Source organism: Psychrobacter frigidicola (genome assembly GCF_007997305.1).
GTDB classification, from domain to species: domain Bacteria; phylum Pseudomonadota; class Gammaproteobacteria; order Pseudomonadales; family Moraxellaceae; genus Psychrobacter; species Psychrobacter frigidicola.
The window spans coordinates 40,126-59,833 of record NZ_VORZ01000005.1 but is presented as its reverse complement, the minus strand read 5'-3'; the positions used below and the strand labels follow the sequence as shown (position 1 = coordinate 59,833).

Annotated in this window: 16 protein-coding genes; 6 read left to right on the top strand and 10 right to left on the bottom strand. The window is 42.7% G+C overall.

Annotated features, from left to right (window positions below; translation table 11 throughout):
• Positions 1-82: 82 nt before the first annotated feature.
• Complete coding sequence (gene cmoB, locus ES754_RS11925) at positions 83-1,105, top strand: tRNA 5-methoxyuridine(34)/uridine 5-oxyacetic acid(34) synthase CmoB (protein WP_147224426.1); 1,023 nt, start codon at positions 83-85, stop codon at positions 1,103-1,105.
• 88 nt (positions 1,106-1,193) lie between these two features.
• On the opposite strand, the gene ES754_RS11920 is transcribed toward cmoB, so the two are convergent.
• Positions 1,194-1,412, bottom strand: a complete 219-nt coding sequence (locus ES754_RS11920; RefSeq protein ID WP_147224425.1) for a DUF2788 domain-containing protein — start codon at positions 1,410-1,412, stop codon at positions 1,194-1,196.
• A gap of 307 nt (positions 1,413-1,719) precedes the next feature.
• Between ES754_RS11920 and argS the strand changes: the two genes are divergently transcribed.
• The 3 genes from argS to ES754_RS11905 all read left to right on the top strand — a co-directional run bounded on the left by argS (position 1,720) and on the right by ES754_RS11905 (position 5,736).
• Positions 1,720-3,549, top strand: a complete 1,830-nt coding sequence (argS, locus tag ES754_RS11915) for an arginine--tRNA ligase (protein WP_147224424.1) — start codon at positions 1,720-1,722, stop codon at positions 3,547-3,549.
• A 147-nt stretch (positions 3,550-3,696) separates the two neighbouring features.
• Complete coding sequence (locus ES754_RS11910) at positions 3,697-4,506, top strand: SPOR domain-containing protein (RefSeq protein WP_147224423.1); 810 nt, start codon at positions 3,697-3,699, stop codon at positions 4,504-4,506.
• A gap of 135 nt (positions 4,507-4,641) precedes the next feature.
• Complete coding sequence (locus tag ES754_RS11905; protein WP_147224422.1) at positions 4,642-5,736, top strand: PTS sugar transporter subunit IIC; 1,095 nt, start codon at positions 4,642-4,644, stop codon at positions 5,734-5,736.
• Positions 5,737-5,832: 96 nt separating this feature from the next.
• Here ES754_RS11905 and ES754_RS11900 read toward each other — a convergent pair whose 3' ends face one another.
• The 6 genes from ES754_RS11900 to rdgB form a co-directional block, all read right to left on the bottom strand.
• Positions 5,833-6,816 carry a c-type cytochrome gene (locus tag ES754_RS11900; RefSeq protein ID WP_147224421.1) on the bottom strand — a complete coding sequence of 328 codons (984 nt, stop codon included), beginning with the start codon at positions 6,814-6,816 and terminating at the stop codon, positions 5,833-5,835.
• A 491-nt stretch (positions 6,817-7,307) separates the two neighbouring features.
• A complete protein-coding gene (locus ES754_RS11895) occupies positions 7,308-8,333 on the bottom strand; it encodes an SDR family NAD(P)-dependent oxidoreductase (RefSeq protein ID WP_227677838.1) in 1,026 nt (341 codons plus the stop codon).
• A 228-nt stretch (positions 8,334-8,561) separates the two neighbouring features.
• Positions 8,562-9,878, bottom strand: a complete 1,317-nt coding sequence (clpX, locus tag ES754_RS11890) for an ATP-dependent Clp protease ATP-binding subunit ClpX (protein WP_147224420.1) — start codon at positions 9,876-9,878, stop codon at positions 8,562-8,564.
• A 115-nt stretch (positions 9,879-9,993) separates the two neighbouring features.
• Complete coding sequence (gene clpP / locus ES754_RS11885) at positions 9,994-10,653, bottom strand: ATP-dependent Clp endopeptidase proteolytic subunit ClpP (protein WP_420825351.1); 660 nt, start codon at positions 10,651-10,653, stop codon at positions 9,994-9,996.
• A gap of 383 nt (positions 10,654-11,036) precedes the next feature.
• Positions 11,037-12,380, bottom strand: coding sequence for a trigger factor (tig, locus tag ES754_RS11880; RefSeq protein ID WP_147224418.1), 1,344 nt, complete (start codon positions 12,378-12,380; stop codon positions 11,037-11,039).
• 289 nt (positions 12,381-12,669) lie between these two features.
• A complete protein-coding gene (rdgB, locus tag ES754_RS11875; protein ID WP_147224417.1) occupies positions 12,670-13,314 on the bottom strand; it encodes an RdgB/HAM1 family non-canonical purine NTP pyrophosphatase in 645 nt (214 codons plus the stop codon).
• Between the two features lie 551 nt (positions 13,315-13,865).
• Here rdgB and ES754_RS11870 point away from each other — a divergent pair.
• On the top strand, positions 13,866-14,495 hold the full coding sequence (locus ES754_RS11870) for a superoxide dismutase (protein WP_147224416.1): 630 nt from the start codon (positions 13,866-13,868) through the stop codon (positions 14,493-14,495).
• Between the two features lie 69 nt (positions 14,496-14,564).
• Here ES754_RS11870 and ES754_RS11865 read toward each other — a convergent pair whose 3' ends face one another.
• The 3 genes from ES754_RS11865 to ES754_RS11855 form a co-directional block, all read right to left on the bottom strand.
• Positions 14,565-15,074 (bottom strand): hypothetical protein, encoded by a 510-nt coding sequence (locus ES754_RS11865; protein WP_147224415.1) that lies wholly within the window; start codon positions 15,072-15,074, stop codon positions 14,565-14,567.
• A gap of 62 nt (positions 15,075-15,136) precedes the next feature.
• Positions 15,137-15,967, bottom strand: coding sequence for a DUF72 domain-containing protein (locus tag ES754_RS11860; protein ID WP_147224414.1), 831 nt, complete (start codon positions 15,965-15,967; stop codon positions 15,137-15,139).
• Between the two features lie 55 nt (positions 15,968-16,022).
• Entirely contained in the window at positions 16,023-17,108 is a 1,086-nt protein-coding gene (locus ES754_RS11855) for a polyprenyl synthetase family protein (RefSeq protein ID WP_147224413.1), read from the bottom strand.
• 427 nt (positions 17,109-17,535) lie between these two features.
• Here ES754_RS11855 and fadB point away from each other — a divergent pair, with 427 nt between their 5' ends.
• Positions 17,536-19,695: a fatty acid oxidation complex subunit alpha FadB gene (gene fadB, locus ES754_RS11850; RefSeq protein ID WP_147224412.1), complete on the top strand. Its 2,160-nt coding sequence runs from the start codon at positions 17,536-17,538 to the stop codon at positions 19,693-19,695.
• The last annotated feature ends 13 nt before the right edge of the window (positions 19,696-19,708 follow it).

The following is a 19,708-nucleotide window of genomic DNA, read 5'->3' as shown; positions in this document are numbered from 1 at the left end:
CAGTTTTTATGATAGCTCTTTTCAACCAAGGCTATTTTTATTTTACCGTTTTTATCCTAACCATTAGGCTATCTGTTTTCTCATGATTAATGACACTATTATCCACGCCGAACGTCAATTATATTTGACCTTATTAGCGCTAGCACAAACGCAGCCAAGCGCCTACGACTGGTTATCACAGTTACCTGAATGGCTGAACAGTATCAAAGATAAAGCCAATTATGCTCATGCGCCAGCTTATCAGGCAGCGGTAGCGAGGCTACCTGATATTACTGCTGATACAGTGGAGTTAAATAGTGATAGGTTGACCATTAATGCGGTTCTAAGCGATTCTGAGCGCAAGCAAACCTATGCACTATTAAAACAATTAATGCCATGGCGTAAAGGCCCTTTTCAGATTGGTAGCGATACGCATGAGCCGATCATCATTGATACCGAATGGCGCAGTGATTGGAAATGGCAACGAGTGATACCGCATTTGGGCACTCTAAAAGGCCGACGGGTACTCGATGTGGGCGGTGGTTCTGGCTATCATGGTTGGCGGATGGCAGGGGCGGGCGCAGACACTGTGATTATCGTTGATCCTTCCTGCTTGTTTTACCATCAGTTTATGGCAATCCGGCACTTTATAGGGGCAGCAGACGACTACCGCACCCATTATATTCCGGTACCGCTTGAGGCTTTACCTGAGCACAGTCAGTTGTTTGATACAGTATTTAGTATGGGGGTACTTTATCATCGGCAGTCACCCTTTGAGCATTTGCAGCAGCTCAAAGGTCAGCTGGTTAAAGGCGGTGAATTGGTACTTGAGACGTTAGTCGTCGACGGCGATGCCAACACGGTATTAGTACCGCATGACCGTTATGCGCAGATGAATAACGTTTATTTTTTACCGTCGGTTGACGCCTTAATTGGCTGGTTAGAGAAGGCCGGTTTTTCTGATGTACGCTGCGTCGATGTGGAGGTAACGTCGACAAATGAACAGCGCAAGACGGACTGGATGACCTATCACTCATTACAAGATTTTTTAGACCCAACTGATACCACAAAAACACTTGAAGGTCATCCAGCGCCCAAGCGAGCGACACTGATTGCTAAAAAGTAAAACAACCTACACTGTTTAAAGTTTTTAGTTTGAGAGGTTGGTTGTAGAGTGCAGTTTGAAATTTGGTCGATAACAAAAATAGATATTTTTAAATAAACCATTTTTTAAAGGCGATCTCTATTAGAATCTTGAGTATAAATCCTATAAAACCAGCACCTAGGGCTAAAAACATCCAAAAGGTACCCGCGCGCCCCGCCCCCGATTGTTTGGAGAGGTCCCAAATAATAAAAAACAAGAAGGCAATAAATACCGGTAATAAAATATACAGTCCCCAGCTGGTGACAGTACTTTCAGCAATTGCAAACATGATGTTATTTCCTAAAAACAAACGGTGATTATAGCGCGTAAAAAGGTTGGTATAAATGCTTGCTAATCATGAGGCAACAGGAATGCTACAATCGTCTCTACTGTTAGTTATAATGTCGGCGCTGCTATAAGTCATCCAAGAAACTCTCTAGCTGTTTTTTAGTAAATACTAGTTGTAGAGCTAGCAACTATCATTAAGATAAGAGTTTTAAGTCTATTTTCAGCGCAAATAGTGCAATGCAGTGTAAAGGTTGTTATATTTACAGGTTACTTATCTTTTCGTGTTATTTATCTGAGTTTATAATCTTATGTCACAAGCCCAAATTGATACGTTAGCTTCGCTATTTGACGATGCTATTGACGTTTTAAAAAATGAAGGGGCGTTACCCGCCGACTGGCAAAACAATAGCCAGATTACCCGTACTAAAGATGCCAGTCATGGCGATTTTGCGAGTAATATTGCGATGACAGCAGCTAAAGCGGCAAAAACCAATCCGCGCGCGTTGGCAGAAAAAATCGTTAATGCGCTACCTGAAAATAAAGATATCCGCCAAGTTGATATCGCTGGCCCTGGTTTTATTAACGTATTTTTGAATGCCGAAGCAAAATTTGCCGTATTAGATGATATTTTTAACCAGCAAGAAAGCTTTGGTTTAAGCAAGCAATTTGACGGACAAAAAGTCCAAGTTGAGTTTGTATCAGCCAATCCAACATCTAGTTTACACGTCGGGCACGGGCGCGGTGCCGCATTTGGTATGAGTGTGTCCAACTTATTAGAAGCGGTTGGTTACGACGTTACCCGTGAGTACTACGTGAATGATGCCGGTCGGCAGATGGATATTTTAGCGACCAGCACCTATTTGCGTTATTTAGAGGCCAATGGCGAAATGGTTGTATTCCCTGTTAATGGCTATCAGGGCGACTATGTACGCGACATTGCAGAAACGGTGAAAACTCAGCATAGTAATAGCTATGTACATCCATTTGCACAAATTGCCAATGCTGTTGCAGCGGATGCACAGTTTGAAATTAATGCCGATGGCGAAAAGGTACTGCTATCGGGTGATAAAGAAGCACATATTGATGGCTTAATCGCTAATAGTAAAACCTTGCTTGGTGATGGTTATGAGCTGTTTTTGAATGCAGCGCTGACCAGCATTTTGGCAGATATCAAAGATGACCTCAATGATTTTGGGGTACGTTATGAATGTTGGTTCAGCGAAAAGTCTATTGATGCTGAGATTGAGCCAGTATTACAAATATTGGATGATAAAGGCTTCTTGTACGAAAAAGACGGGAATATTTGGTTTAAATCGACTGACTTTGGCGATGAAAAAGACCGCGTCGTGCGTCGTGCCAATGGTCAAAGTACTTATTTTGCCTCAGACATTGCCTATCATAAGAATAAGTTCGACCGTGGTTTTGATAAAGTGGTTAATGTTTGGGGTGCAGACCATCACGGTTATGTGCCACGCGTCAGAGCAGCATTATTAGCGCTGGGCATTGATGCCGATCGCCTTGATGTGGTATTGGTACAATTTGTAGCGTTATGGCGTGGCGATGAAAAGGTACAGATGTCTTCACGCTCAGGTAAATTTGTTACCTTGCGCGAATTGCGTCAGGAAGTAGGCAATGATGCCGCACGTTTTTATTATGTAGCGCGTAAGCCTGAAGTGCATGTTGACTTTGACTTAGAGCTTGCCAAATCGCAAAGCAAAGACAATCTAGTTTATTATATTCAGTATGCTCATGCGCGCGTTTGCCGCGTACTAGAAAAACTAGCCGCTAGTGGTCTCCGTGTCGATGATGCTATCGGTGCGCAACAGCAACACTTGCTGATTGCACCTGCTGAAGAGGAAGTTATTAAACTACTTGCTGCATATCCTGCTACTTTACTACGGGCAGCGACTGGCTATGAGCCGCACGTGTTGACTAATTACCTAAAAGAGTTGGCCGCACTATTTCATGGCTGGTATGACACCAACCGTATTTTGCCAGTCAGTCTAACGTCAGGCGAAACCCCAAGCCAAGATGAGTTAGATATGATGCAAGCGCGGCTACGCTTATCAAAAGCGGTACGGCAGGTGTTGGCTAATGGTCTGGGTTTATTGGGATTATCAGCGCCATCTAGCATGTAGGGTACATTCTTAAGTACCCGACTATGACTATAGCAGCGCTACGGTCATATTTAGTGGCATATACAAACGACAAACGCTGGTTACTATAGTCTCGGTTATAAAAACAGCGCATTATTATTGATAGATTCGGTAGGGAGAATATGTTCCATGTTAGCCAAAAAACCCAAAGGTGCCACTGAAAAGCGCAAGACCAGTAGCGTATCAGGCTTACTATGGATGTTCGTCGGTGCAGTACTGACATTAATGATAGGGGTGTTTTTGTACCTATCGCCCTTGTTTGATTTTAGCCCTGCCGACAAAACGGTATCGGATCCTAATAAGCAAGTCCAGCCCCGCGTTAATACCGACACTGATAATAGTGATTATGAGTTTTATGATATTTTACCCAGTCAAGAAATGCCGACGATTCCTGATGAAGATCTCGGGGTGGCAGAAGACAATCCGGTAGGTAATGTCAGCGACTTTGAGCCAGATGTGGTGATTCGCCAGTCTGAAGGCAATCGCAATGAAGACAGTGGCAACTTTGGTATTTCTGAAAACACAGTGATTGAGCCAAGCCGTGGCAATAATACGACTAATAGCAATAGTGATGATAATATTGTCATTGTTGAAGAAGACGCTACCTACGACGGAGCACCGACTACTAGCAGCAATAACAGTGGCTCTCAAGGTAGAACTAATAGTGCAGGATCAGTAAGCGTACAAAAGGCTCAGCCTGCAACGACTTATATTTTACAAATTAACAGCTTTGGCAATGCGGACGAAGCTGACCGCCGGCGCGCCCAAGTTTTGATGGCGGGTGTTGATGCTAAAGTAGTCAAGAATGCCACTCCCAATGGCGCGCCTATTTATCAAGTCATCTCACGACCAATGAATAACCGCCAGTCCGTCACTACCGCGCAGCAACGTCTGCAAAATAATGGTATTGATTCTATTATCGTTGAGCAGCGCCGTTAAAGCTTTTGACTGGTACTGCATTATTTGATAAAAAAAGCGTCACATAAAGACGCTTTTTTTATGTGCGTTGTTTATCTCCTCATCACGCTACTTTGTATACTGCCTGTTGTTCAAAACCTAAACAAGAGCATCATCATGACTGTATCTAATCCAACCTTGACACCGCCAAGCGCTATCAAAGCGTTTTTTCAAAAATATTTTATTGATGCCTTTACTGGCATGGCGCTGGGGCTATTTGTTACCTTAATTGCAGGACTTATCATCTCGCAAATCGGCGGCTGGGTAAATCTACCAGCCTTGGTAGCGGTTGGTAAACTGGCTTCGGTATTGATGGGGGCAGGTATCGGAGTTGGCATTGCTTATTATCTAAAAGCGCCGACATTGGTGACGCTGAGCTGCTTGGTAGCAGGGATGCTCGGTGCCCATTCTGAGGCGCTAATGGCAGGGACATTATTTATCCCACAAGAAGCAGGACCTGCAACGTTTGTCGCCTTACCGGGTAATCCGATCGGCGCTTATTTGACCTCAGTGTTTGCTTATCGTGCGGGCACATGGGTCGCTGGCAAGACTAAACTCGATATTTTGCTAGTGCCCTTAGTGGTCTGCGCGGTAGCTTTAGCGGTTTGTGCGCTGCTGAATCCGTCCGTGGTTGCTGCTGTCAATGCTATCGGGCAAGGGATTCAAGCAGCAACTACGCTTCAGCCATTATTAATGGGTATTGTAATTGCAGTTGTGGTCGGCATTTTACTAACGATGCCGACATCCAGTGCGGCAATTTGTATTGCAATTGGTCTTGGTGGCGTGGCGGGCGGAGCCGCTGTCGTTGGCTGCGCGGCACATATGATTGGCTTTGCCGTAGCCAGTTATAAAGACAATGGGGTTAGTGGCGTGATCTCCCAAGGACTGGGGACCAGCATGTTACAAATTCCAAATGTACTCAAAAAGCCACTGATTTTATTACCAGCCGTGGTAGCCAGTGCGATTGTCGGTCCTATTGCAACCGTAGGTTTCGGGTTGGCATGTACGGCAACGGGAGCAGGTATGGGTACGGCAGGATTGGTTGGCGTATTTGGCGTTATTGAAGCGTCGCAAGGAATTATGAGCAGCTCCCAGCTGTGGACCGCGATTATTTTATTAATGTTCATATTACCCGCTATTATTGCTTGGTTAGTAGCATTTGCGATGCGCCGTGCGGGCTGGCTGGTTGAGGGCGATATGAAGCTGCCTTAAGTTAGTGCTTAAAATCACAGTCATTAATTACCAAAAAAAAGCCCAGCTGTTTAAAATAGCTAGGCTTTTTTAATAATAGAAATTAAGATATTAAGACTAGCGACGAACGTCTTTCGGCGCGTCGCCGTTGGGCCAATCTTTATCTTTATTGGCTTTTACAGGACGTGGTAAGTGAGTAAAGTAGCCGGCAATATCAACCGCTTCTTGATCACTTAGCGAATTTCCTTGACCAAAGGGCATTTTACCTTTAATAAATGAGGCAGCTGTGTACGTACGCGCCATGCCAGCGCCATCGTTGAATGACTTGTCGCCGGCAACTGCTGGATACACATAGCTACCATCATCATTATATTGGCCTTCACCTTCAGCACCATGACAAACGGTACATTTCTCAGCAAATAGCTTTTTACCGTTATCAGTATTTGGCTTTAAACTCTTATCAACTTTGACAAACCCGCGACCTTCTGGTGAGACGCCAAAGGGCAAATCTTTTGACAGCCAGCTCATATAAGACACCATCGCGTTCATATCATCTGAACCGAGATCAAGCGCTTTACCATTCATTGAGCGCTCAAAACAACCATTGATCCGCTCTTGTATCACATTTATACGGCCAGCACGCGATCGATAAACCGGATAAATACTGGTTATATTGTTCCAAGGTGCTGCATATGCTTCTGAACCATTACCCAAATGACAGCTGGTACAGTTGAGTTGGTTACCCACATTATTTGGCAACTCTTTATAGGTATGATTAGCAATTTGTAAGCCGCGACGTACCGCAGCCCCGTACTCATCATCTGGAATAGTTGATTCGTCAGGCATCTTAATGCTAGGTTTGGCGCTTGCTGACGCGGCTCCGTCCGCACTCGCACTACCCTCTGTAGCCACTGGCATATTGCCTTTGAGCTCTGTTGCGCGCGCTTCAAGTGCTTGAACTCTCGCAAGCGATGCGGCTTCTTCCACACGGTCAATCGCTTTGGTGTCTTTGTCGCTGCTACAGCCAGTAACAGCGACTGCACTGATTGCAAAAATAGCTGCCATAAGGACAGAAGGTTTGGGTGCTGGAAAGTTTGTCATTGGCATATCCTTATTATAAAAAATAATATGTGAAGTTGTATTTATGTGCTATGTTAAAGCGCATACTACCTGTACTGTGCAAATAAAAACAGATAAAAAATGGCGGTGGAAATACCCTGATTTGAATAGTGCCCTTTTAATAGCTGTCATATAATTAGACAGGTAAATAGATAAATACAATAATTTGATAAATATTCAATAATAAAATGCTTAGTTTAAATAAACAATGGCCAGTATTTAGTAGAAACTTGCTGCTTGTCCATTTAAATAAGAGCAAATTTAAATCGCGTTAGCAATTAGTAAGGTATCAGTAACATGAGTATACCAAATACCTCATCTTAAAGCGGTGGCAAACTTAGTTTAAGTCGTCATTCATGTAACAAATTTGGCGCGTAAGTAGAGTAATACACTACTTTTCTTAATAGAAATAAAAAGGGTTTAAACATAAATAATGTTTAAACCCTTTTTATTTCTAGCATCATGCGAGATTTTTAGGATGTAGATGTAGTTTCAGTCGGGCTGGTTTTGTTATGGTGTTTGGGTTTTAGTGTGCGTGTTAGTTTAGTGGCGCGGTACAAAATATTACTATAGTGATTGGGGAAAACACGTTGTACCGCATCCATTATCTTAGCGTCATTGCTAATCAAACAGCGCCGTTGATCGGTTGCGGCAGCTTGTAAAATAATCCATGCTGCCTCTTTAGCATCAAAACGTAAAAACTTATTAAAACTTTTAATAGCACTGCTACCTGAGCGCATACCAAGCTCGCTTAAGCTATCATTGCCGCGTGCACTATTAGCGATATTGGTCTTAATACCGCCTGGATGAATGCAAGTTGCAGAGACTCCGCAACGTTGAATATCCAATTCTTGACGCAGACTTTCAGTGAATCCGCGTACCGCAAATTTACTGGCGTTATAAATAGATTGTGATGGTTGCGCAATCAGTCCAAACAGGCTTGAGATATTAATCACATGACCATTGTCTGTGACATCATTATTTTTACTTTGTTTCACGCTGTTTTTGATCAGTGGTAAAAACGCTTTGGTACCGTAGACTACACCCCAAAAATTAATATCCATGACCCATTCCAGCTCGCTAATACTGCTCCCTTCGACCGTGGAATAAAACGCAACGCCAGCATTATTAAAGATAAAGTTCACCTTACCGTGGTCCGTCATAACATTATCCGCCCACGCATAGACAGCGTCTTTATTAGCAACATCTAGCACTGTAGTAGTCACTTTGACATTGTAGCCTACAAGTAACTCTTGCGTTTTTTCAAGCTCCTCAGTATTGATATCAGATAGTGCCAAGTGACAGCCAAGTTTGGCTAAATGGCAGGCAAGTTCGCGTCCCATACCAGAGCCTGCACCGGTAACTGCAGCCACATGGCTAACGTAGTAAGAGGCAATATCTTCATCTTGAGTAGTATCTGGATAAGAATTGTTCAGAGAGGTTTTGTTCTTAGAAAAAGGAAGATGCTGACGCAGCGCATCAGTCATAGCAGTCATCATGATAAACAGTCCTTTGTATCATTGGTTGTAAACGATTCTTTACACCTTAGCATAATTTAATATCAGTCTTGACCGTCATTTATAGACGCTGTTGTCATTTTATAACTACCGCTCCAAACATGTACTTTACAACCGTGGTTTTGCAAACAATAAGTCAGTAGACATAAAAATAGCGTCTAGCATGATTTACACTAGACGCTATTTTTCTACTAAAACCAATAAGACGCCTTAAAAGTCCACAGCTATCTGCTCTGAGCCTTCTTTAGAGAAAGTTATTTCAGGTGTTTTTCCTTCATTAATTACTTGTTCATCAACGGTGATTAATTTAGCATTTTCCATTGATGGCAGCTCATACATCGTCTCTAATAAAACGTTCTCAACGATAGAACGCAAACCACGCGCACCCGTTTTGCGTGCCATCGCTTTTTTAGCAATCGCATCCAACGCTTCTTTAGTGAAGGTAATCTCTGCGCCTTCCATATCGAACAGATATTTATACTGCTTCACAAGCGCATTTTTAGGTTCAGTTAATATCTGGACTAACGCTTCTTCATCTAGCTCTTGTAGGGCAGCTAGGACAGGTAGGCGACCGATAAGCTCAGGAATCAGACCAAACTTAATTAAATCCTCAGGCTCAACCGACTGTAGCAATTCTGAGCTGCGACGGCTGTCATCTTTTGAGCTGACATCAGCGTTAAAGCCAATACCTGTTTTTTCAGTACGTTGCTGAATCACTTTATCCAGACCAGCAAAGGCACCACCAACGATGATAAGGATATTACTGGTATCAACTTGAATCAGCTCTTGCTGTGGATGCTTACGTCCACCGTGCGGTGGAATAGCCGCAACTGTACCTTCGATAAGCTTCAGTAATGCTTGCTGAACGCCTTCGCCTGATACATCACGGGTAATAGAGGGGTTATCACCTTTTTTACTGATTTTATCAATCTCATCAATATAAATGATACCTTGCTCGGCTTTGCTGACATCATAATCAGATGCTTGCAGTAGCTTTTGTACAATGTTTTCAACGTCTTCACCCACATAACCGGCTTCGGTTAAGGTAGTGGCATCAGCCATCGCAAACGGCACATCAAGCAAGCGCGCTAACGTTTGGGCTAACAAAGTTTTGCCAGAACCTGTCGGGCCTATCAGCAAGATATTGCTTTTTGACAGCTCAACCATCGCATCATCCGCACCAATCTTAGCTTTTTTGCGGTCATTAGCAAATGTTTGGCTGACTTTTAGGCGTTTATAATGGTTATAAACTGCAACAGCTAAAGCTTTCTTAGCAGCATCTTGTCCGATGACATACTCATCAAGCTTGGCACGCAACTCTTTTGGCGTCGGTAGCTTTTTATTGACCCAAGAGGTATCAAGCTCGCTATCAGAGTCATCATCACTGGTAGCACTATCAGCAATCAGATCCGTACATAGCTCAATGCATTCATTACAAATATTGGCATCGTCAGCTGCGATGAGCTGTTTAACTTCGCTCTTGGCTTTGCCGCAAAACGAGCACTGCGGGGTGTTGTCTTCTGCCATACAAAGGCACTCCTAAAAAATTTTAAAGCTTATAAATAGACGAGATGTCACCCAAATACTGAGTGACATTGTGAGCGCTATAGAGGGTTGTTATAACTGTTCTTCATAAGCGTACTTATAAAGATGCAGGACGACGCTCTAACACTTCATCAATGAGACCATATTCTTTCGCTTCTTTTGCATCTAACCAATAGTCACGCTCAACGTCTTTCTCAATTTTCTCGACCGGTTGACCAGTACGTTCAGCCAAAATCTCATTTAAGCGGGCACGGGTTTTTAAGATTTCACGTGCATTAATCTCGATATCAGACGCTTGACCTTGGGCACCACCTGAAGGCTGGTGAATCATGACGCGTGCGTTAGCGAGTGCATAACGTTTGCCTCGTTGTCCAGCGGCTAACAGGAAAGAGCCCATGCTATAAGCACCGCCCATACAAATAGTAGACACGTCAGGTTTAATGAAGTTCATAGTATCGAAAATGGCCAAACCCGCACTAACAGAACCGCCTGGTGAATTGATATATAAATGAATGTCTTTATCAGGGTTTTCAGCTTCTAAGAACAGGAGCTGCGCCACAATAAGGTTCGCCATATGATCTTCGACTTGTCCGGTCAAAAAGATAACCCGCTCACGCAGTAGGCGCGAAAAGATATCAAACGAGCGTTCACCGCGCGAAGATTGTTCAACTACCATTGGAACTAATGCGCCTTGGGGTGCGCTTTGAATATTCAAGCTTTGAGTATCATGTGCGCCCTGAGCATTGTGAGCACTCATCAGCATATCAAAATGCGGGTTGGTAGTGATGCGATCATAATCTGTCATAGAGATATCCTATAAATAAAAGCGTAAAGTAAAATTGTGAAAATAAGTTAGCGGTTCAATACTCAACACAGCTCATTATTATTGACGATAATTTTCAACAATACTAACGAGAGGTTGCTAAGAATAATTGCAGTAATAGTAACTTTTTTAAGGTTGTAAGAGTAAGGTTTTAATGTGACAAATAATAAATGTTTCCCTATTGATAAGGCGTCTGCGCTCATTAATCAAGGGCTAAGCACATAAACCATCAATAAAAATGCCCCAACAAGGTATGTTAGGGCACTTTAATTATCGTTTTAGTAGACAGCTTTATTAAGGAGCACTAAAGCGCTAAATTACATCGCTTGTTGCTGTTGTTGCTGAGCGGCTAACAAGTCTTGGTAGCTGACTTCTTTGTCAGTGACTGTACCTTGCTCAATTAAATAGTCAACGACTTGATCTTCTAGAACGACTGACTCAATGTTCGCACGCTGTTGCTTGTCATTGGTGTAGTACTCGATAACTTCAGCTGGATCTTCGTAGTTTTCTGAAGATTCTTTAATGAAGGCTTCAACACGATCTTGATCCACTTCTAAACCTTTGGTATCGATAACACGAGCAACGATGATGCCAAGACGGGCAGCACGTAACGCTTGTTCTTCAAACAGCTCATTGGGTAGCATGTCTTTATCGAAGCTGTCCGCGTTTGAGCCGAATTGTTGTGCAAAGCGTTGCATCATCATGCTACGTTGACGGTCGATTTCTTGCTCTAGCATCGCGCTTGGTACGTCAAACTCGTTCTTTTCTAACAAGGCATCAAATGTCGCTTGTTTAACTTGGCTACGCGCAGCATTTTTGATTTCGCGTTCCATATTCTTACGAACGTCGTCTTTTAGCTTCTCAACGCCACCTTCTTTTACGCCGAATAACTCAAGGAACTCGTCGTTGATTTCAGGTAGTTTTGATTTTTCAACTAACTTCACATTGATTTTAAACTGTGCCGCTTTACCAGCCAATTCTTCAGCTTGGTAATCTTCTGGGAAGGTTACTTCAATCGTTTTTTCTTCGCCAGCTTTCATGCCTTTGATGCCATCTTCAAAGCCTGGAATCATCTGGTTGCTACCGATAACCAGTTTGAAGTCCTCAGATGAACCGCCATCGAATTTTTCGCCATCGATTGAGCCTTCAAAGTCAAAGGTAACCTGATTGTCTTTGTCCGCTTTACCTTTCTTCTCAACAAATTCTTCACGTTGCTTTTGCAAGTTTTCAATCATGGTGTCAACGTCTGCTTCGTTAACCGTCGCAGTATGACGCTCAACTTCGATCTCATTAATACCTTGAACATCAACTTCTGGGAAGATTTCAACCGTTGCTTGATACACCAAGAAGTCGTCTTCAAGTTTAACATCATCGATATTAGGCATGCCAACGGCACGGATATCTTCCGCTTTAATGGCTTCAAATACGGTATCGCGGATTACGTCATTGATCACTTCTTGTTGAATACCAGCACCGTATTGGGCGCGGATATGTGACATAGGGACGTTACCTTTACGGAAACCATCAATTTTAGCCGTTTTTGCGACTTGACGAATACGGCCTTCGACTTTGTTTTGAATCTTTTCGACGGGTACTTTAACTGTCAGCTGAGTCTCTTTATTAGACAGCTTGTTGGTTGTGATTTGTAAATCTGTAGCCATGTTGATTACACCTTTAGGATTAAAATAGCTGGCAATCAAGCCCTCAAAATATATGTACGTTACAGCTGATTGCCATGGAATGAATAGGGGTTTTCAATAAAATTTTAAAAGTACGCCAGTATAATCTATCTGCTAATTAAAGTAAAAATTATCTGTTTTACGTCCGATAGTTAATCAATGATGCCAATTTACCTGCATAACGGCTATAAATGGCATAATAACTGCTATTTGGCAGCTACCTTTAATGACATTGATAACTATATATTGAACTAGTCAGTTAAATTAGTACTTATAACTGCGCCAACAACTGACGAATGGCTTGGCCGCGATGACTGACTTGGTTTTTATCAGTGGCGCTCAAGCTGGCAGCGGTTGCTTGCAACTTTGGTAACCAGAATAGGGGATCATAACCAAAGCCGCCATCACCATGCGCTTTGTCTAAGATTTCACCTTGCCACAAACCTTGAGCGATAATCGGTAGTGGATCATCGGCATGACGAACCATGGCCAGTACACACACGAATAACCCTTCAATAGGGGCGTCAGGCTGCTGGGCACGGATAGGGTGTAAGTCAGCAATGAGCTTTGCATTGTTCAGATCATCATTACCGTGCTCGCCAGCATAGCGCGCTGAGTAGATACCGGGCGCATTGCCTAGAGCCGGCACACAAAGACCTGAATCATCAGCGATAGCAGGTAGGCCACTAATACGGCTGGCATGGCGGGCTTTAATAACAGCGTTTTCAACGAAGCTTAGGCCGTCTTCAATAGCGTCTTCTATATTCAGCTGGCCTTGCGGGACAATCGTAACGTCTAAATTGGCCTCAGTAAACAGTCTTTTAAACTCTACAAGTTTGCCTTTATTATTGCTGGCAAGAACCCAGTCGGCTTGCGATACATTATCTGATAAAGGTTGAGATTGAAAGTCGCTCATAAGTTACGTCCATTATTACAGGATTTTAAATTAATACTTAGTGTTAAAGTGATACGCTGCTAAATTTTATACAGTGTTAAGTTAGAAGCTGCTCAATCACATAGATTGAGTATTCGCTGAGTCATTACAAGGCTAGTAGACAGTAATTGCGTGCCATAACATTCGGTAACTGATATTAAGCGCTATTGTTGCTATAATAGACACCAAGCTACAGTGAATTATAACTGACAAGTTATGTATTTAAAATTAACAATAATTTAGCATCGATATTTATGAGTCAGTATGAACAAGCTGACAGTAATATAATGCTAAATTCTGAGTGCATAATGGTTCGCAGTAGCGCATTGAGCAATAATTCTAATTAACAATAAACTCAGCCAACTTAGTCCAAAAATTTATAATCATACGTTTAAACAATGCTCGATAACTGATGCTTGAGGATATCGCGGTAACGTCTGCGTTGTCTGTAAAGTTTGAGGTAGGTATGGTTTAATATAGATGCATGATTGAGATATAAAATTAACGGCTAAAACAGCAAGGATAAAATAACTATGTCAAAAATTAATTTACCAGATCTACCTTATGCAAAAGACGCGCTTGAGCCACATATCAGTGCTGAAACATTAGAATTTCACCATGATAAGCATCATGCGGCGTATGTGAATAAATTGAATGAGTTGCTACCAGGTTCTGGTCTTGAAGACAAAACCTTGTCAGAAATCATTGTAGCGACGGCTAAAGACGACAGCAAACAAGGTATGTTCAACCAAGCAGCGCAAGTGTGGAACCACACGTTCTATTGGAACTGCATGACGCCTACTAATGGCGGCGGCGAACCTACTGGCGATCTAAAAGGCAAAATTGAAGAAGCCTTTGGTAGCTATGATAAATTCCGTGAAGAGTTCAAAAACGCAGCAATGACTCAGTTTGGTTCAGGTTGGGCTTGGTTGGTTGCTGATAAAGTTGGCGGCACACTATCAATCGCTAAAACTGCTAACGCTGATACGCCATTAGCGCATGGTCAAGTAGCGGTATTGACTTGTGACGTGTGGGAACATGCGTACTATATCGACTATCGCAATCGTCGTCCTGAGTATGTTGATACGTTCCTAGACAAACTAGTGAACTGGGACTACGCAAACGCAAAATATCAAGGTCAAGATGCTGGTGTTGAAGAGTAATCTTTAACCACTAAGTATTTGATTAATAAAAAAGGACGCTGAGAGGCGTTCTTTTTTTGGTTTAATTAATTATTTTCCAAAAACCCATTTAGTGATTTTCTGTTTATAATAATCTTCTGTGTAATTAGGTAAAGCTTCTTTATTCAAGAGAGAAATTATAGTTGAGATTAAATAATCTCCAGCGGCAATCTGCGTGATTAATGAAGAAACTTGTAGCTTGAAAGCACTTTCGTCTATTCTTATGTCTAAGCAACCAATCATACCAATTGAAAGACTATGGGCGACTTCATTCCGAGCTTCACGTGCTGCATGAAGTACATCTTTAGCGGTTTTTCCAACTGGTAAAAAATTAATATTGTTATTCAAATTTGGGAACTTATCAAATAGAGAGGTAGTGAATGCTGCAAATTCATTATCAGATAATTCTTTATGAGCTTTTCTTATTTTTATAAACTTTGAACCATGGTCGCACAGGCTATCAAACCTTGTCGCTATAATAATACAACGCCCTAAAATCGCATGTAACTCTTCAGTGTTTTCAGTTAGCTCAAAATCATCAATGAATATATCTGGGTTCATGTATTTTCCCTTAGGTAGGTAGAGTTTAAAATTATTTAAACATTATTAGGCTTGGTTGAAATTTACAACACCTCAAATCCAAACTGACCCAACGCCTCTCGCAGCATAGCAATATTATAATAAGCATGCGCATTGACGGTGTTTTGAAAGAAGATATATAACCTATCAAAATGCTGACGCTGATTGGCAATCGCTTGTGCCCAGCTCTGCATCTCCGCTTCACTATAGCGATAATCATGACGGTCAGCCGCACTCATCGCATCCCACCAGTTTAGGTTATTACCATGCATCCTTAGATAGCCAGTGCGCTGAGTAAATATCAGCCGTGATGGCGGTAGACCACTTACTTTGGGATAATCGACGCTACACCAAATCAGACCTTGCTCACGAAAGCTATCGACCACTTGTGAGTTATGCCAGCTGGCATGACGGAATTCTACTGTTAAAGGATAATCTTTAAACCAACTGACGAGATTGGCTAAATACAGCCGATTATCGCGAGTACGATCAAAGCCATGTGGGAACTGTAATAATAAAGGTGCTAGGCAGTTGGCTTCTATTAATGGCGTTAAGGCAGTGAGAAACGACTGTGCGTGTTCAGGACTGCCTTTGCGCGCGTGAGTAAAATCTTGATGCAGCTTGACCGCAAATTGCAATTCACTTTCGGCTTGGACGTAAGCTTTATTGACCATACCAGCAAAAGCCTTTTGTCCGATAGGCGCATAAAAAGTGCTGTTAATTTCCACCGCGCCATATTGCTTGGCATACTCACGTAAGAAGTCGGTTTTCTTAGTGCCGGTTGGATAAAGCGTACCTAATAAATCGGTATCGCTATAACCGCCAGTGCCAAGATAAATGCGCGGAGTATTGGTCTGTGTTTGAGCTTGCGTCATTATTGCCCCCTTATTTAGTCCTTTTTTTTGGGTCTTGTGTTTATCCTTTACACTGCTATTTTTTTCGTGACCACAGCCAGTCAATCAGTTCAAGTAATGCGTTGCTTTTTGCATTATCAGTTATGTCGTTTATGTCGCTATCCACGTCATCGCTATTGTTAATAAGCTCACGAATGATAGCCGCGCGTCCATTATTAAATAAAGATTGAGCATAGCCTTTAGCAGCATCAACGCCCATAAGTTTGACGTAAGTCGATTTATCCAATTTTTCATCGCTACCGGCAGGCTTGCCTAAGTCATCGGTACTGGCAGTGACGTCTAAAATATCATCTTGAACTTGGAATGCTAACCCGATATGTTGCGCACAATCTTGTAATGCGATGCGTTGTGGGGCAGTCGCTCCGCCGCAAATACCACCCATTAATATCGCTGCTTCAATCAACGCACCTGTTTTATCACGGTGAATGTCTTCCAGCTCATTTTGGGTAATGTTGCTTGTGGCTTCGGCATTGATATCAAGCATTTGTCCTGCCACCATTCTGCGCGCGCGCGGGGCAAATACTGCCAATAACTGACTGGCTATTGGCGCATCAAACGATGCAAACGTCGGTAGTTCTGCCGTCAATACTTCAAAGGCTAGCGTTTGTAACACGTCCCCTGCCAATAACGCCGTCGCTTCATCAAATACAATATGCGCGGTTGGCTGTCCTCGTCGCAGCTCGTCATCGTCCATACACGGCAAATCATCATGTACCAATGAATAAGTATGCAGTAGCTCAACCGCCAATGCTGCGCGTCGACACATATCAAAGTGCGAATCTGCATCTAAAAACGCATCTAAACCATTGTCTTTAACAATACTATTAATAGCTTCGGCATCAGAAAATGCACTATTAATCACATTGTTGGGTGTTTGCTTATTGCTGGTATTGACACTTACAAAGCTACTTGCCACTAACAGTGGACGCACCAATTTGCCTTGTGCGTTCATCACATAGCGACAGGCGTCATTGAGCGGACTGGGCAAGTCAGCATAAGCAAATAATACATCAATATCTTGCGCCAATTGTACCCGTAGTGCGTGTGAAAAAGACTCGAAACTGGTGAAAGAAGTGAAGCGTGGAGCAGAGGAAACCGTCATAACCCAACCATTTATCAGGTGAATAATAAAAATACCGCTAGTGTAACATGATAGCGAATAAGGCTTACAGACACACTTAACGCGCCATTTGTTTTGGTTACGTATTGGTGATTTAACTTGTCATCTGAATGTGTTTTGATGAATGGGTGTCAATTTTTATAAAAGCTTAACAAAGAGATATTGAAAGGGTGTTATTAAAAACGATAACTGTCTCGTAACGCACAATGGCAGTAAGGTAAATGCCTGCCGTCAGATTAATAGTGACTTATGAGTATGGTTTTAGCCCCTGACAGTCGGGGGCATAATCTCTTACACTGATTGGCGTCAAATGGTCTAAGCAGTTAAATGCATATAAAAATATAAATAAGTTTTAACTTTCAAATATAGCTTTAAAACATAGCTTTTTATTAATAACAAGGAGTTCCAAATGGTATACCAAGGAAATCGCATCACGGTGAGCATGCTAGAAGACGGCATCGCCAATATGCAATACAACGCCGAAAATGAGAGCGTGAATAAGTTTGATGCGGAAACCAATAAGCAATTTGGCGAAGCGGTTACTGCGTTAGAGCAAGCCAATGACGTCAAAGGCTTGATTGTCACCTCAAGCAAAAGCGTGTTTATTGCTGGTGCAGATATCACAGAATTTGTCGCTTCTTTTAAACAGCCAGAAGATGATATTAAAGACTGGATTGTGGAGATTAACGAAGTCTTCAATCGCTTTGAAGATTTACCATTTCCGAAAGTTGCGGCGATTAATGGCGCAGCGCTCGGCGGCGGTTGTGAGATGACCTTGGTGTGCGAATATCGCGTCATGAGCGAAAAAGCAATTATCGGTCTACCTGAAACCCAACTGGGTATTTTCCCCGGCTTTGGTGGTACGGTGCGTACCACACGTATTATCGGTATTGATAACGCGCTTGAATTGATTGCCACCGGCACGCCTAAAAAAGCACTCGATGCTTTAAAGATAGGCTTGGTTGATGCGACCGTTGCTGCTGATGACTTGCAAGATGCGGCGATTGATTTAGTGAAGAAGTGTATTTCGGGCGAACTTGATTGGCAAGCCAAGCGTCAAGAAAAACTTGACCCCGTCAAGTTAAACCCACTTGAACAAACCATGGCATTTAGTAGCGCTAAAGCGATGATTTTTGCTAAAGCCAATCCTAAGCAATATCCTGCACCAGCATTGGCTATCGCAGCGATTGAAAAACACGTTAATTTACCCCGTGATAAAGCCATTGAAGTTGAAGCAGCGGGCTTTGCTAAAGCGGCTAAAACGCCACAAGCAGAAAGCTTGGTTGGTCTGTTCTTAAATGACCAATTGGTTAAAAAACTAGCTAAGCAACACAGCAAGCAAGCACATGATATTGATGAGGCGGCAGTACTCGGCGCTGGTATCATGGGCGGCGGTATCGCGTATCAGGCAGCCAGCAAAGGCTTGCCAATCATTATGAAAGATATCAAGTCTGAGCAATTAGATTTGGGTATGGGTGAAGCCAGCAAACTATTAGGTAAAATGGTCGACCGCGGCAAAATCAGCGCCACCGATATGGGCAAAACTTTAAGTCGTATTCGTCCAACCCTAAACTATGGCGACTTTGCTGAGACGGATATCGTTATCGAAGCGGTGGTTGAAAATCCAAACGTGAAGCGTGCGGTACTTAAAGAAGTCGAAGGTTTGGTCAAAGACGATTGTATCTTGGCATCAAACACGTCAACTATTTCCATTACTTATTTAGCCGAAGCGCTGGCACGTCCAGAGAACTTCGTTGGCATGCATTTTTTTAACCCTGTCAGTCGCATGCCATTGGTTGAAGTCATTCGTGGCGAAAAATCCTCTGAAGAAGCTATTTCTACCACCGTTGCTTTAGCTACTAAAATGGGTAAAGTGCCAGTTGTCGTTAATGATTGTCCTGGTTTCTTAGTCAACCGTGTGCTATTCCCATACTTTGGCGCGTTTGATTTGCTACTTAAACAAGGCGCGGATTTCGTTCATGTCGATAAAGTCATGGAAAAATTTGGCTGGCCAATGGGTCCTGCGTATCTAATCGACGTAGTTGGTTTAGATACCGGCGTGCATGGTGCAGAAGTGATGGCAGAAGGCTATCCTGATCGCATGAAACCAGATTATAAAGGTGCGATTGAACATCTATATGACAACAAACGCTTAGGTCAGAAAAATGGTGTTGGTTTCTATAAGTATGAGATGGACAAACGTGGTAAGCCAAACAAAGTTGCTGACGATGCCACTTATGAGTTGCTAAAAGACACCACTGATAGCGACAAACAAACCTTTGATGACCAAGCTATTATCGACCGCACCATGCTGGCCTTCTGTAATGAGACCGTACGTTGCTTAGAAGACAATATCGTTGATACCCCGAGCGAGGCTGACATGGCAATGATTATGGGCGTTGGTTTCCCACCATTCCGTGGCGGACCTTGCCGTTATATTGACCAAATGGGGTTAGATAACTATTTGGCGCTATGCGAAAAATACGCGTACCTTGGCAAAGCTTATGAAGCCCCGCAAAAGATTCGCGATATGGCTGCTGCTGGCGAGACCTTTTACCCAACTGCGTAATTGGCTGTCATTA

Excerpts from the sequence above, each read along its gene's own strand:
- cmoB (WP_147224426.1), top strand. The coding sequence starts at position 83 with ATGATTAATGACACTATTATCCACGCCGAACGTCAATTATATTTGACC.
- ES754_RS11920 (WP_147224425.1), bottom strand. The coding sequence starts at position 1,412 with ATGTTTGCAATTGCTGAAAGTACTGTCACCAGCTGGGGACTGTATATT.
- argS (WP_147224424.1), top strand. The coding sequence starts at position 1,720 with ATGTCACAAGCCCAAATTGATACGTTAGCTTCGCTATTTGACGATGCT.
- ES754_RS11910 (WP_147224423.1), top strand. The coding sequence starts at position 3,697 with ATGTTAGCCAAAAAACCCAAAGGTGCCACTGAAAAGCGCAAGACCAGT.
- ES754_RS11905 (WP_147224422.1), top strand. The coding sequence starts at position 4,642 with ATGACTGTATCTAATCCAACCTTGACACCGCCAAGCGCTATCAAAGCG.
- ES754_RS11900 (WP_147224421.1), bottom strand. The coding sequence starts at position 6,816 with ATGACAAACTTTCCAGCACCCAAACCTTCTGTCCTTATGGCAGCTATT.
- ES754_RS11895 (WP_227677838.1), bottom strand. The coding sequence starts at position 8,333 with ATGATGACTGCTATGACTGATGCGCTGCGTCAGCATCTTCCTTTTTCT.
- clpX (WP_147224420.1), bottom strand. The coding sequence starts at position 9,878 with ATGGCAGAAGACAACACCCCGCAGTGCTCGTTTTGCGGCAAAGCCAAG.
- clpP (WP_420825351.1), bottom strand. The coding sequence starts at position 10,653 with ATGAGTGCTCACAATGCTCAGGGCGCACATGATACTCAAAGCTTGAAT.
- tig (WP_147224418.1), bottom strand. The coding sequence starts at position 12,380 with ATGGCTACAGATTTACAAATCACAACCAACAAGCTGTCTAATAAAGAG.
- rdgB (WP_147224417.1), bottom strand. The coding sequence starts at position 13,314 with ATGAGCGACTTTCAATCTCAACCTTTATCAGATAATGTATCGCAAGCC.
- ES754_RS11870 (WP_147224416.1), top strand. The coding sequence starts at position 13,866 with ATGTCAAAAATTAATTTACCAGATCTACCTTATGCAAAAGACGCGCTT.
- ES754_RS11865 (WP_147224415.1), bottom strand. The coding sequence starts at position 15,074 with ATGAACCCAGATATATTCATTGATGATTTTGAGCTAACTGAAAACACT.
- ES754_RS11860 (WP_147224414.1), bottom strand. The coding sequence starts at position 15,967 with ATGACGCAAGCTCAAACACAGACCAATACTCCGCGCATTTATCTTGGC.
- ES754_RS11855 (WP_147224413.1), bottom strand. The coding sequence starts at position 17,108 with ATGACGGTTTCCTCTGCTCCACGCTTCACTTCTTTCACCAGTTTCGAG.
- fadB (WP_147224412.1), top strand. The coding sequence starts at position 17,536 with ATGGTATACCAAGGAAATCGCATCACGGTGAGCATGCTAGAAGACGGC.